We start from the raw sequence: 12,503 nt of genomic DNA, 5'->3' as shown, positions 1-12,503 counted from the left end.
GCGCGTCAAAAGGATTCGAATTATTCAGCCCGTACAGAGACCCGCCCGGCTGGGTGGCCGCATAGAGGTTGCCGTCGATAGAGCGAGTGCATCGTTGCTGAAACCGTTCGCAGTATAGGCCTTCGCAATTGCGATGGCCCGACTACCCGGCCAGGCATCCCCAGTCACGATCACCGAGCAGAGGTGCCCTTCCCGATCGACAATGGCCGCCCACATCCGATTGGGCTTGAAGATCCCCCCATTGCCATCGGCCAGATTGACTACCGTACTCAACTGCTTTTCCACCAATGCGACCGTACCTTGTGGCAACTTGCAACGTCCTTGTGGAACGTCATCATCACCAGACGCACGACTTTCATGCGAAAAGGACGCAATGCAGAAGGCTGCGACAGCGACGATGAGCATCTTACGCATGACGTTTCTCCTGACGATCTATTTCAAAGCAAACACATTGCGGGCTGGAATTAGACCTATCAATAGGATACCGAATGCACAAAATCTGCTAACACCCTTATGGCAAGGTGTGAAGGTTTCCCCGGAGTTCGCAAGACCGCTGGTGACAACGAACAGACGTTTCAAAGCGACACTCCATGCATTGTCAAAACTCGTCGCCGTCGAATGCCGGCGGCGAACCCCCACAGCGAACATATGTCGCCCCATTGGACGCCTTTAAATAGTGAAGACCATTACTCAAAGGTCATTGGCCAAAACAGAGTTCCCGTCAGCCACGGGGCAGGTCAGAAAGGCGTTGTCGACTTACGGGAGTTCGGCGATGAGATGCATAAGGCCACTATGACTCAGAAAGCATTCGACGGAGTTTGGGTGACGTTGGTAAATTCGCACCATGCGGCGAACCGGGCCGTGAGTTGTCTGCGATAGAGTGAAGCGCGCAGAAGATGCCGCTTCAGTGCGAAATGCTGCCGAATTGGACCGAAGCTGGACAGGAAGGTCTGTGCGCTTTGGGTCGCGAAAGCCTCGCATACACCGCTCGCGCTCCCGCGTGGGTTGATGGCTGTTCTCTGTCCGGTTGTTGATACGGACCGCAGCCTTGACGAACACATGCTTCACGTTGACCAACTCCGGGACGTCGACGTTCGCCGCGGGATAGCTGAGCAACTGATCGGTGACAATCTTGCGTGGCACCGGGTTCGAGCGCAACACACGCTTGAAAAAACGTTTGGCGGCGGCACGGCCGCGATCGATCTGATGCTGGACGTCATCGCTCGCGCGCATAACCATCGGCTTGCGGCCGATGTCGCCGACCAGTTTCTGCATACGCGTATTCGTGCGTCACAGGAGAGCCAGAAGATGGCGATTCAGTGGCGCCATGGGATAGAGGATCGGCGCATCGTCAACGCGATCACGCTGATGGAGCAGAACATTGAACGCCCCGTCCCCGTGCAGACGCTCGCTTCGCTAGTCGGCATTTCGCCTCGCCAGTTCGAGCGCATGTGGCTCAAGCATTTCGGCATGGGACCCTCGCAGTTCTATCTCGGCGTGCGCCTGAAGACGGCGCAAAAGCTCCTGCATGAATCGACATCGTCCATTTTCGACATCGCGATGCAGTGCGGGTTTGCCAGCGCCTCGCATCTGGGGCGGTGTTATCGGAAGCTCTTTGACGCCACGCCCGGACAGGAACGTGCCGCCAGGGGCAAGTGAAGCTGCCATTGCGATAGGGCTGACTTCAACGACATTTCAGAATGGCCTCGACACCCTTCGCACGCGCGCTGACCGCGCGTTTCAATATGCCATGACCCGTTACGCTAGCCTGTGGTGGCAACACCGGTGTCGATCCAGTCCCGCATCATTGCGCCGGCTTCCTCGTTGAGCCAGTCCCGAAACTGCAGATACTCGGTTCGGGGCCGTGCGTTCCGGTGCGTAATCAAATAGTGATAGCGGTCTTTGAAGACAAGCGCGTCCGGAACGGGCCGCATCAGGCGCCCTTGTTCGATCTGCAGGTGGACAAGATGGTGCCAACCAAGCAGCGTCCCTTCGCCGGCTTCCGCTTGCGCGACGAGGAGCCGATAGTCGTTGCTCTCCAGGCGCCTGTTGTCAGCCAGTATGTCGGTGCCGTCGCCTTGCTGGAACCAGTTGCGCCACACTCGCCAATCCACGTGTTCACACACCTGGGCACGCCCCAGCAACGACAGATTCAAGGTGGGTTGCGATAGCAGATCGAGCGGTTTGAGCTTCTTGTCACGAAAATGCCGTTCGTAAAATGTTGGGCTGCAAACCGGGTAGACGACATCATGGAACAACGGCTCGACATCGTATTCCGGCTCGCGCGGCGGATTCTTCGTGATGATGATGTCCGGCTCCATCAGCTCGTCCAGTTCCATGAAGTGCTCGGTGACCATCACATGCAACTGGATACTTGGAAATCGCTCGCGAAACGCCGGCAGCCGCGACGACAACCATAACGCCGCAAACGTATGCGACACGCAAACGGTTAACGCGTGCCTATCCGTGCGACGCACCGCCTCCGCCGCTTCGGCGATATTCATGATCGACAGATACGACGCGTTGTACAGAATGCGCCCTGCGTCGGTCAGTGCGATGTGCCTGCCGGTTCGCTCGAACAGCGCGACGTCGAGCGAATCTTCGAGTTCTTTGATTTGTCTGCTAATTGCGGCCTGCGTCACGCAGAGGACCTCCGCCGCCTGAGTAAAGCTCTCGTATCTCGCCGCCGTCACGAAGCATTTGAGTGCCCGCAGTGACGGCATCTGGGCGAGAAGTCTGTCTGCGAAAGGCTGCTTCTTTAACATGGCTTGCGCTCTCTGAATGGGTGCTTGCATCGCGGATGGTCGTGTCGCTCGCCCGGGCTGTCCGGCCGCCAATGGCGAGCGACGCTCACGCCACCAACCCCGAAGGGATTCGGATCAGAATAGCTTGCAAGTCCGCCTGCCTATTGACAAGTGATGTGAACCATAAGCCGCCTGTTAGATACGGTACCGCGCGGCATAAAAGCTCGCCACGGGCCCGTTCGCCCGCTTCCCGCTGCGAACTCAACCTAGCTTCAACCAGGTGGTCTTCAGCTCGCAATACTGATCGTGCGCATAGACAGACTTGTCGCGCCCGCCAAACCCCGATTGCTTGAAGCCTCCGAATGGCGTCGAAAGGTCTCCCTCGCCAAAGCAGTTGACCGTGACCGTACCGGCACGAATACGCGCCGCGACTTGATGAGCGCTGTTCACACTATCGGTCCACAAAGAGGCTGCGAGTCCGTAACACGTGTCGTTCGCAATCCGGATGGCGTCCTCCACGTCATCGTATTCGATAAAACACACGACTGGCCCAAACACTTCCTCTCGTGCGATGGCCATATCCGGCTTTACCTGATCGAATATCGTGGGCTCGACGAACCATCCGCCGGTCTCGGTCAGCGCGGCACGTCCGCCGCAAATCACGCGCGCGCCCTGCTCCTTTGCCTTCTCGATGTGCGCGAGCACCTTCTCATAGTGCTTGTGCTCGATCAGCGCGCCGAGCTTCACGTCCGGGTCGAGCGGATCACCCATTTTCCAGCCCGCAAGAACGGACTGGACTTTCTCGACCAGCTCCGCCCGCTTGCTCGAATGAACGAGAATCCGCGAGCCAGCGCTGCAGTTCTCTCCCATGTTCCAGAACGCGGCGGCAACGGCCTGTTCGGCCACCGCATCGAGGTTCGACACATCGGGAAGGATCACCTGTGGATTCTTCCCGCCGCATTCGAGCACCACACGCTTCAGATTGGTGTCCGCGGAATAATGCAGAAAGCGCTTGCCCGTCGAAGTCGAGCCGGTGAACGCGACGAGGTCGACGTCGGGATGGCGACCCAGCGCCTGTCCCGCGCCTTCGCCAAAGCCCGTCACGACGCTGAACACTCCCGCGGGCACGCCAGCCTCGAAAGCGAGATCCGCGATGCGCAACGTCGACAGTGACGTCTGTTCCGCGGGCTTCACGATCACGCTATTGCCGACGGACAAAGCCGGTCCGATCTTCCAGGCAAGCATCAGTGCGGGGAAATTCCAGGGCAGCACGGCGGCAACCACACCGATCGGTTCGCGCGTGATCATGCTGACGACCTCGGGTCCCGAAGGCGACAGCGCGTCGTAGCGCTTATCGGTCACTTCGGCGTGCCAGCGGATGCAAGCCGCCGACTCGGGAATATCCAGCCCGAGGCATTCGCTGATCGGCTTGCCCGCCTCCAGTGCCTCGAGGAGCGCCAACTCGTCCGCATGCTCGTCGATCAATTGCGCGAGGCGAAGCAGGATCGACTTGCGGTGAGCCGGCGCGGCCTTCGACCACACGCCCGATTCGAACGCGCCCCGAGCGGCCGCGACCGCGCGATCCACATCCTTGTCACCGCACTTCGCTACTTCCGCCAGCCCCTTGCCTGATGCGGGATTGAGCGTGACGAACGTCTCGCTCGACGCCGCCCGACACCGCTCTCCGGCGATGAATGCCCGCCCGTCGAGCGGCAGTTCGTCGGCTTTCTGCTTCCACTGCTGATGCGTTGTCATCTCGTGTCCTTGGATGATTAAAGTTCGGCCCCCGCCGACATTTCCTTTGCCCAGATCGTCGCAGATACCGCCACGTCAACGATCGGTCGAACCGGCAGCGAGCGCGGGTGCGGCTGGTTCAGCCGCTGGCGCACCAGTTCGTTGCTCTGGCCCAGCGCGTATTCGGCAATCAGCTTGCCTGACGAAGACCCTCTGCTCAGCCCGAGGCCATTGCAACCCACTGCTTCGAAGATCCCGTCGTCGCGACGGCCGAACAGCGCGCCGTTGTTCGCGGACAGACACAGCGGACCACCCCACGTGTACTCGAGCTCGACGCCTTCGAGCATCGGGAATCGCCGGTCGAACGAGCGTTGATGCAGCGCTTTCGCCTTCGCGAGATCGGCATGGGACACCTGCAGCCCCGGCCGGAACGCGAAATGATTACGCACGCAAATCCGGTCCGTAGCCAGCCGGCGCACGGTCGTGCCCATCGGGTCGGCCGGAATCAGCGACCACGATCGTGTCCCGGCCAGTCGGTCGACCTCGTCGGCATGCATCACGCGAGTCATCGATGCGAACGTGTAGACCGGCAGCAAGCCATTCGGATGGGTACCGAACGTCGCCGCGTAGGCATTGGTGCAGAGAATCACCTGTTTGGCCACGATCTTTCCGCCGGCGAAATGCAGGATTTTCTCGTTGCCGCGATGATCGATTTGCGTCACCGCGCTCGCCTCGAAAACCGTCACGTTGGCGGGCTGCGTGGCCGCCAGACCGCGCATCAGCGCGGCCGGTTGCACGGTGCTGCAGCCCGGCGTGAACAGCGCGCCCTGAAAAAAGTCCGTTCCCGTCACCGCGCGAATCGCCGGTTGATCGAGCCACTCGAATGCTTCGTCGATGCGCGTCAATCCATCCGCAAAGTGTGAGAGCGCATCGAGGCCCTTCTTGTTGACCGACGCGTGGAATTTGCCTTCGTCGCGCCAGTCGCAGTCGATGCCGTGCTGGCGTACGATCGAGCGCACATAATCGATCCCGTGCCGCTGAAACTGCACGTCGGCCTTGTCCTCGCTCACAGTGCGGGAATAGGTTTCACTGCTGATATCGTGGGGCAAATCGACGAAGAATCCGGAATTGCGTCCGGCCGTCGTGCGCCCGATGCGATCCGCCTCGACGAGCGCGATCGACGCTTCGGGCGCCAGCTCGGCAAGCCGGCGAGCGGCGCAAAGCCCCGTGATACCACCGCCGACAACGACCCAATCGTATCGATGCGCGGACGACACGCTGTTAGCCGGCGCCGCGGGCGGCAGACTCTCCCACCATCCGTTGACGCCGTCTGGCGCCGGAAACCGCGCGAATTCCAGATTGGAGACCATTTTTGCTGTTACTGCGCGTTGCGAATCAGAGGTTTCACGAGTTGCGCAAACGCGCCGCGCTCCTGGTCCGTCAGCGAGCCGAGCGGTGCGCGAGCAACGCCCACCGGCAGTCCCGCGAGTTCGCAACCGTAGCGGACGTACTGAATGAATTTGCCGCTGCGCTCGAGCAGTTCGAGCACCGGCAGCAATTGCGCCATCAGCTTGCGGCCGAGAACGAAATCGTTCTGCTTCACGCATGCATCGAAGAGCGCCGTGTGCGCTTCGGGCAGGAAGTTCGACGCGCCGCCAACCCAGCTCTTCGCGCCCCATGCGAAGAATTCGAGTGCCTGGTCGTCCATCCCGCAGCTCAGCACCAGCCGGTCCTTGAAGTGCGTGATCAGATGGTGCAGATGCGAAATGTCGCCGGTGCTCTCCTTCATCGCGACAAAGTTCGGACGCTCGAGCAGCGTTGCCAGCACGCCGTCGCTGATTTCCGTTCCGGTGCGGGCCGGGAAGTTGTACAGCATGATCGGCATGTCCAGCGCGTCGTCCACCTTCAACAGATGCGTCAGCAGTTCTTGCTGGGTCGGCTGCGTGTAGTACGGTGCGGCAACCAGCAACGACGATAAACCCGCCCGCTTCGCCTCGAGACCCAGGCGAATCACTTCCCTGGTCGTGGTCGCATTGATGCCGGCGGTCAGATACGTTTTTCCACCCGCTGCGTCGGCAACGGTGGCGAACGTCTTGACGCGTTCGTCGAAGCTCAACGCGTAGTATTCGCCCGTAGTGCCACCAATCCCGAGCCCTGAAACGCGGCCAGCGAGGTTAGCTGCATGCTTGCCCAGCAAAACATGGTCGATTTCTCCGTCTTCGCTGAACGGAGTGACCAGCGGAGTATGTACGCCCTCGAAGCTCATTTCGATTCCTCTCTTCATTGATCTTCAAACTGATAATCAGGTCTTCCCTACACTCGCGGCCTGGGCGCCCGGCTTACGCCAACGCGTCGGCGTGCGAGTAAATCGGAAACTGGTTGCACAGGTCTCTCACGCGGCTACGCACTGCGCGTTCGATCTGATCGTCGCCGCCGGACTCGCGCTCCAGCCCCGCCAGAACTTCAAGAATCATTTCGCCAATCTGCTCGAACTGCGCGGCGCCGAAACCGCGCGTCGTACCGGCAGGCGTGCCAAGCCGGATGCCGGAGGTCACGGTCGGGTTTTCGGTGTCGAACGGGATGCCGTTCTTGTTGCAGGTGATGCCCGCGCGCTCGAGAGCCTTCTCGGCCTGGGTCCCCGTGATCCGTCTGGAACGAAGATCGACGAGCAACAGATGGTTGTCGGTGCCGCCCGTGACGAGCGACAGCCCGCCCGATTGCAGCGTATTGCCCAGCGCGTCGGCGTTACGCAGCACCCGGTCGATGTAGCCTGCGAACTCCGGACGCAACGCCTCGCCGAACGCTACCGCCTTGCCCGCGATGACATGCATCAGCGGTCCGCCCTGCAAGCCGGGGAACACGGCCGAATTGATCTTCTTCGCGATGTCGGCGTTGTTGGTGAGGATGAAGCCGCCGCGCGGGCCCCGAAGTGTCTTGTGCGTGGTCGACGTCACCACATCCGCGTACTTGATCGGGTTCTCGTGGCGCCCGGCCGCGACGATGCCGGCGATATGCGCCATGTCGACCATCAGCAGGGCTCCAACGCTGTCCGCAATCTCACGGAAAGCCGCGAAGTCGAGCGCCCGCGGATAAGCGGAGTAACCCGCGATGATGAGCTTCGGCCGATGCTCGTGCGCCAGCCGGCGGACCGCGTCGTAGTCGATCCGGCAGGTTTGCGGGCTCACGCCATATTGGACCGCGTTGAACCACTTGCCGGAGAGTGCGGGACGCGCGCCGTGCGTGAGGTGGCCGCCCGCGTCCAACGACATACCCATGACCGTGTCACCAGGCTTGACGAGCGCAAGCATCACAGCGCCGTTCGCCTGCGCGCCGGAATGCGGCTGGACGTTCGCATGCCCGGCGTCGAACAGCGCCTTCACGCGATCGATGGCGAGCGCCTCGATCCGGTCGACGTGCTCGCAGCCGCCGTAATAGCGCTTCGACGGATATCCCTCCGCATATTTGTTGGTCAGCACCGTACCTTGCGCTTCCATCACCGCGGCCGAAACGATATTTTCGGAAGCAATCAATTCGATCTGCGTTTGCTGCCGGCGCAATTCGAGCGCGATCTCCGATGCAATGACCGGATCACGGCTCTGAAGCGTTTCAGAAAAGAAGCACGTGTTTTCGCTCACAAGTCACCCCAGGAAGTAATGGTCTCAAGCAGTCCCTGCAAAATCATGAAATCGCGTGAGGCAGCGGACCTTTCTGCCCCCGTGGATCCGAACGTCCCGGTTACTGCTGCAGCCAGGCTTGCAGTTTGTCCGGGTGCGCATCGACGAACTTCTTCGCGGCGGTGGCATAGTCGTTCGTACTGTTTCCTTCCAGTTCGATCGCTTCGATGTCAGCCAAGGTCAGTTTGAAATGCTTGAAGAACACATCGGCGCGAGGAAACTTGCTGGCAAACTGTTTGGACGCGAACGCGTGGACCTGCTCCTCGCCGCCCAGCGTTCCTTTCGGGTCCTTCAGATAGCGCATCTGCCACTTCTGCCAAAGCCAGTGCGGGCTCCAGACCGTCGCAACCACCCACTGCCTTGTCTGATACGCGCGTGATACCGCGGCGAGCATTCCGGCCTCGCTCGACGACTGCAGGTTGTAGCCGGTCAGGTCGTACGCCTGAACGGATTTCGCCGATGCCTGCATCAGCCCCGACCCCGGCCCGATCCCTTGAATCGTGCTGTCGAGCTTGCTCTTGACCTCCGGCTTGCTCAGATCCGCAATCGACGAAACTTCGGACTCCGGCACGTATGCGGGCACGGCCCAGCCGTTTCTACCGCCTGTGTAGATGACGCCGACATCATCCAGATCGTTCTTGTACTTTGCGTAGTAGACGGCATGCGTCACCGGCAGCCAGCCGCCCACCATGATGTCGAGGTCGCCGCGCGCGACGCCCTGGAACTGGATGCCGATGTCCGCGTTGACGAACTTGGCCGGCTGATTCAATTTGGCTTCGAGCACGTATCTGGCGACATTGGCCGTCGCCAGAACGTCTGCCCAGTCGGTGATCGCCAGCTTGATCGGCTCGGCTGCCGAGGCAGACCCGACGCCGACGCCCAACGCGACGACCGTCGATACCGCCACCTTCGCCACCAGTGATTTGAGACTATTTCTAACCATGTCAGTACTCCGTATTTATATTGACACTACCCATTCCGTCACGGATGCCACGCCTCGTTCAGGCTGGCCTTCGCGTGCTCAACTGCGGGCCGCTTCGGCGGCGCCAGCCTTGCTGACTTTCGTGACGGGTCCCCTCTTCTTCGACTTCACGCCAAAAGTCTCCGTCAGCCGATCCAGCACGATCGCCAGCAGCACGACACCCAGGCCACCCTCGAAACCGATGCCGATGTCAAGACGCTGGATGCCGCTCAGTACGTACTCGCCAAGGCCACCCGCGCCGATCATCGACGCAATCACAACCATCGACAGCGACATCATGATCGTCTGGTTCACGCCGGCCATGATGGACGGCAATGCGTTCGGCAGCTGGATTTTCCACAGCAGTTGCGCGTCATTGCTGCCGAACGAGCGGCCCGCTTCCAGCAATTCCTCGCGAACCTGGCGGATGCCCAGCGTCGTGAGTCGCACGACAGGCGGCATCGCGAATACCACGGTTGCGATCACCGCTGGGACACGCCCCAAGCCGAACAGAATCACGGCGGGGATCAGATAAACGAACGCGGGCATCGTCTGCATGAAATCGAGCAGCGAGCGCAGGATCATCTCGACCCGCTTGTTGCGGGCGCCCCAGATACCCAGCGGAACGCCGACGATCAGGCTGAATACCGTCGCGGCAACGACAAGCGCGAGGGTCGAGACGGTTTGCGGCCACAGGCCCATGTAATGAATCAGCAGCAACGCGATACCGACGAAAACCGAGAACGCGATGCCACGGCGCCACAATGCGAGCGCCACGAGGATGACGAGCATCGCGACGAACGGAATGGCCGCAAGGCCGTTCTCGAGCAGTTTGACGACCGCGCCCAGCGCGGCGGAAAAAGCGTTGAAGCCGCCCTGGAAATGATTGAACAGGAAATTGACGGCGTTCTCCGCGAACTTGCCGATGACTGAGGAATTCATGCTGCCCTCCGCTCCATGACCTGCTTGAGTATCGTTCGGCACGACACGACGCCCCTGAGTTGGCCTGCCGAATCGGTCACCGCTACGTCGTGCTGCTGGCTCAACGCGATCGCCGAGAGTTCGTGCAGATCGGTGTCCAGCGAGACTGTGCTCAAATCCTCGAGCAATGCTTCGCGCAGGGGTCGGCCTCCCGTCCTGTGCAGCGACGCGGGGGTGACGCAGCCCTGGTAGCGGCCGGACTCATCACACACGTAGCCACATTCAGCGCCGCTGTCGATCAGTTGATCGAGGTAACGCTCAGCCGGTGCGCCGACATCGCCGGAAATCAGTCCGCGCTCGACCGGGGTCAGCAGGCTGTCGGCTTTCAGAAAGCGCGAAACATCGACGTGACGGAAAAAGTCCCGTACGTAGTCGTCGGCCGGCGACTGGATGAGTTCGGCCGGCGTGCCCACCTGAATCAGGCTCCCATCCTTCATGATGCCGATACGCCCGCCGATCTTGATGGCCTCTTCGATATCGTGCGAAATGAAGACGATGGTGCGCTGCTCTTCCTTCTGAAGCCGCAGCAGTTCGGTCTGCATCTCGAAGCGGATCAGCGGATCGAGCGCGGAGAACGCTTCGTCCATCAGGAGCACCGCGGGATTGACCGCGAGGGCGCGCGCCAGACCGACCCGCTGCTGCATGCCACCCGACAGTTCGCTGGGTAGAAGTTTGTCGTACGAGTCGAGACCCACACGCTTGAGCGCGGTCCGGGCGATCTCATAGCGCTCGGACTTCTTCATGCCGGCGACCTCGAGGCCGTACGAAATGTTGTCGATCACCGTGCGGTTCGGCAGCAGCGCGAACGACTGGAACACCATCGCCATCTTCTTGCGGCGCACTTCCCGCAGTTCCGGCGTGGACATCGGCGCAATGTCGCGGCCTTCGAGAACGACCTGGCCCGACGTCGGTTCGATCAGGCGGTTGAGCAGGCGCACCAGCGTCGACTTACCGGAACCCGACAGTCCCATGATGACGAAAATCTCGCCGGCCCTGACGTTCAGGCTGACGTCGTTGACCGCCAGCATGTTGCCCGTGCGCTTGAACACTTCATCGCGTCCGAGGCCCTGCTTGACCAATTGCTCGGCTACTTCGGGCTTCGGGCCAAAGATCTTCGAAAGGTTTTTCACCGTCAGAATGTCCGTGCCCGAGATGGCGACCGGCCGGGTCGCCGATGGCACGGACGCCGTGTTGATTGCGCCTGGAGGTATCACGTCTTCCGGCGCGAACGTCAGATTTGGGCTCATTCGGTCTTCCCGGCTGGCTGGTTAAAGAATTGCCGATGGCGAAACTCCGGCTTGACCGTGAGTTCGTGCGTGGCGGCTCAGCTAGCATCAGCGCTCACTCGACTCCGAATTCGATACTCCGGTGAATCCGGTTTTGGTGCGGCAGTTGATGATGTGATTGCAGCGTATCAATTCAAATTGCGGCCTCCAGCTACATTTTCTGGGCTCTTTTCCATACCTTTGGTAATGCATGCGAGGGCCGCGTCGGGCGACGCAAGCTTCGGCGAATTCGCGGGCGACGCGCGGCTCCGCTGCAGACGGGGCTTCGCGGGCAATTGCGGGTCGCGACGCGTCCCGCCTGGCGAGCATTTATGGATTAATCGAAATGCGGCGAGCCAAGGGAATGTCCTGACAGGGTTTATTAGGACAGATATGGAACCATTACACCGGTCATCACGCAGCTGATTGAATGGCTGGGAGAAGACGCAGCGCCGCGCTGATCTCTGACGACGTCAACGCTACCAACGGATTCCTGGAGGGTCTATGTATACGCGACATGACGATCTCGCTAATTTCATCCGCATTGCCCAAAGACTGTTTCAAGCGCAAGCGCTGCCAGCCGCAGCTCGCCAACTGGCTGTGAAAGTATTCGAGCGTATCGAGCAGCCGTCCGACGATGGGCGCCGCAACAGCCAGCGTTACCCTGCTTGCGACCTTCTCGACTCCGCGTTGGCGCCGCTTCTGGATGACCCATCTGATCTGGGTGCCGCTGCGCGGGCGATCAAGTCGCTCGAAGCCTCGATCGGTTGGCAACGTCGAACTTCAGGATCGAATGGAAGCGATGATTATGTCGCAAAGCACGTGCACGGCATGATTTGCGGCCCCGGTGGTATGGAAAGCCGCTACGACGTCCAACTGGGCTTTTCTTTGCTTGCACCGCTGACCCGGTACCCCGATCATCGACATCCGCCGGAAGAGGCCTATGTACTGCTGAGCGCTGGGGAATTCTGGCAAGGCAACGGACACTGGTTCGATCCGGGTATCGGCGCAGGCCTCCACAACCCACCAAATAGCCCGCACGCAATGCGCTCGGGAACCACTCCGCTCTTCGCGATATGGTGTCTGCTGGTTTGAAATCGCCACGCCGAATGTATCGGCCGATTTGCGTCGGCAATCTCCAGGC

At 60.7% G+C, this 12,503-nt stretch carries 11 protein-coding genes and 1 pseudogene; 2 read left to right on the top strand and 10 right to left on the bottom strand.

Translation table 11 applies throughout. The features are described 5' to 3' along the window. Positions 1 to 24: 24 nt before the first annotated feature. Both F6X42_RS45280 and F6X42_RS12200 read right to left on the bottom strand, forming a co-directional pair. Positions 25 to 414, bottom strand: a complete 390-nt coding sequence (locus F6X42_RS45280; protein WP_281393957.1) for a heme-binding protein — start codon at positions 412 to 414, stop codon at positions 25 to 27. A gap of 383 nt (positions 415 to 797) precedes the next feature. Beyond that, a pseudogene (locus F6X42_RS12200) lies at positions 798 to 1,197 on the bottom strand (DDE-type integrase/transposase/recombinase); the annotation flags it as partial. 111 nt (positions 1,198 to 1,308) lie between these two features. On the opposite strand from F6X42_RS12200, the gene F6X42_RS12195 reads away from it, so the two are divergent. Further along, the gene (locus F6X42_RS12195) at positions 1,309 to 1,659 is read left to right on the top strand and encodes a helix-turn-helix domain-containing protein (protein WP_246530063.1); all 351 of its coding nucleotides are present in this window, start codon (positions 1,309 to 1,311) and stop codon (positions 1,657 to 1,659) included. Positions 1,660 to 1,763: 104 nt separating this feature from the next. Here the strand turns inward: F6X42_RS12195 and F6X42_RS12190 are convergent, their stop codons facing one another. The 8 genes from F6X42_RS12190 to F6X42_RS12155 all read right to left on the bottom strand — a co-directional run bounded on the left by F6X42_RS12190 (position 1,764) and on the right by F6X42_RS12155 (position 11,341). Further along, positions 1,764 to 2,765, bottom strand: coding sequence for a LysR substrate-binding domain-containing protein (locus F6X42_RS12190; protein ID WP_187634515.1), 1,002 nt, complete (start codon positions 2,763 to 2,765; stop codon positions 1,764 to 1,766). 240 nt (positions 2,766 to 3,005) lie between these two features. Further along, the gene (locus tag F6X42_RS12185; protein ID WP_187634453.1) at positions 3,006 to 4,499 is read right to left on the bottom strand and encodes an aldehyde dehydrogenase; all 1,494 of its coding nucleotides are present in this window, start codon (positions 4,497 to 4,499) and stop codon (positions 3,006 to 3,008) included. Positions 4,500 to 4,516: 17 nt separating this feature from the next. Beyond that, a complete protein-coding gene (locus tag F6X42_RS12180) occupies positions 4,517 to 5,848 on the bottom strand; it encodes an NAD(P)/FAD-dependent oxidoreductase (protein WP_187634452.1) in 1,332 nt (443 codons plus the stop codon). 8 nt (positions 5,849 to 5,856) lie between these two features. Continuing rightward, on the bottom strand, positions 5,857 to 6,744 hold the full coding sequence (locus tag F6X42_RS12175) for a dihydrodipicolinate synthase family protein (RefSeq protein WP_187634514.1): 888 nt from the start codon (positions 6,742 to 6,744) through the stop codon (positions 5,857 to 5,859). A gap of 73 nt (positions 6,745 to 6,817) precedes the next feature. Continuing rightward, positions 6,818 to 8,113, bottom strand: a complete 1,296-nt coding sequence (gene glyA / locus F6X42_RS12170) for a serine hydroxymethyltransferase (RefSeq protein WP_187634451.1) — start codon at positions 8,111 to 8,113, stop codon at positions 6,818 to 6,820. A 100-nt stretch (positions 8,114 to 8,213) separates the two neighbouring features. Further along, positions 8,214 to 9,095: a glycine betaine ABC transporter substrate-binding protein gene (locus tag F6X42_RS12165; RefSeq protein WP_187634450.1), complete on the bottom strand. Its 882-nt coding sequence runs from the start codon at positions 9,093 to 9,095 to the stop codon at positions 8,214 to 8,216. Positions 9,096 to 9,173: 78 nt separating this feature from the next. After that, positions 9,174 to 10,055 carry an ABC transporter permease gene (locus tag F6X42_RS12160; RefSeq protein ID WP_187634449.1) on the bottom strand — a complete coding sequence of 294 codons (882 nt, stop codon included), beginning with the start codon at positions 10,053 to 10,055 and terminating at the stop codon, positions 9,174 to 9,176. Further along, positions 10,052 to 11,341, bottom strand: coding sequence for a quaternary amine ABC transporter ATP-binding protein (locus tag F6X42_RS12155; protein ID WP_187634448.1), 1,290 nt, complete (start codon positions 11,339 to 11,341; stop codon positions 10,052 to 10,054). Before F6X42_RS12155 ends, F6X42_RS12160 begins: the two co-directional genes overlap by 4 nt. A gap of 522 nt (positions 11,342 to 11,863) precedes the next feature. Here F6X42_RS12155 and F6X42_RS12150 point away from each other — a divergent pair. Continuing rightward, entirely contained in the window at positions 11,864 to 12,454 is a 591-nt protein-coding gene (locus tag F6X42_RS12150) for a dimethylsulfonioproprionate lyase family protein (protein WP_187634447.1), read from the top strand. The last annotated feature ends 49 nt before the right edge of the window (positions 12,455 to 12,503 follow it).

This window comes from Paraburkholderia podalyriae, from assembly GCF_014397785.1.
GTDB classification, from domain to species: domain Bacteria; phylum Pseudomonadota; class Gammaproteobacteria; order Burkholderiales; family Burkholderiaceae; genus Paraburkholderia; species Paraburkholderia podalyriae.
This window is presented reverse-complemented; position numbering and strand designations above follow the sequence as displayed.

Bases quoted from the DNA above. Each gene is read 5' to 3' on its own strand.
- F6X42_RS45280 (WP_281393957.1), bottom strand. From the start codon at position 414: ATGCGTAAGATGCTCATCGTCGCTGTCGCAGCCTTCTGCATTGCGTCC.
- F6X42_RS12195 (WP_246530063.1), top strand. From the start codon at position 1,309: ATGGCGATTCAGTGGCGCCATGGGATAGAGGATCGGCGCATCGTCAAC.
- F6X42_RS12190 (WP_187634515.1), bottom strand. From the start codon at position 2,765: ATGTTAAAGAAGCAGCCTTTCGCAGACAGACTTCTCGCCCAGATGCCG.
- F6X42_RS12185 (WP_187634453.1), bottom strand. From the start codon at position 4,499: ATGACAACGCATCAGCAGTGGAAGCAGAAAGCCGACGAACTGCCGCTC.
- F6X42_RS12180 (WP_187634452.1), bottom strand. From the start codon at position 5,848: ATGGTCTCCAATCTGGAATTCGCGCGGTTTCCGGCGCCAGACGGCGTC.
- F6X42_RS12175 (WP_187634514.1), bottom strand. From the start codon at position 6,744: ATGAGCTTCGAGGGCGTACATACTCCGCTGGTCACTCCGTTCAGCGAA.
- F6X42_RS12165 (WP_187634450.1), bottom strand. From the start codon at position 9,095: ATGGTTAGAAATAGTCTCAAATCACTGGTGGCGAAGGTGGCGGTATCG.
- F6X42_RS12160 (WP_187634449.1), bottom strand. From the start codon at position 10,055: ATGAATTCCTCAGTCATCGGCAAGTTCGCGGAGAACGCCGTCAATTTC.
- F6X42_RS12155 (WP_187634448.1), bottom strand. From the start codon at position 11,341: ATGAGCCCAAATCTGACGTTCGCGCCGGAAGACGTGATACCTCCAGGC.
- F6X42_RS12150 (WP_187634447.1), top strand. From the start codon at position 11,864: ATGTATACGCGACATGACGATCTCGCTAATTTCATCCGCATTGCCCAA.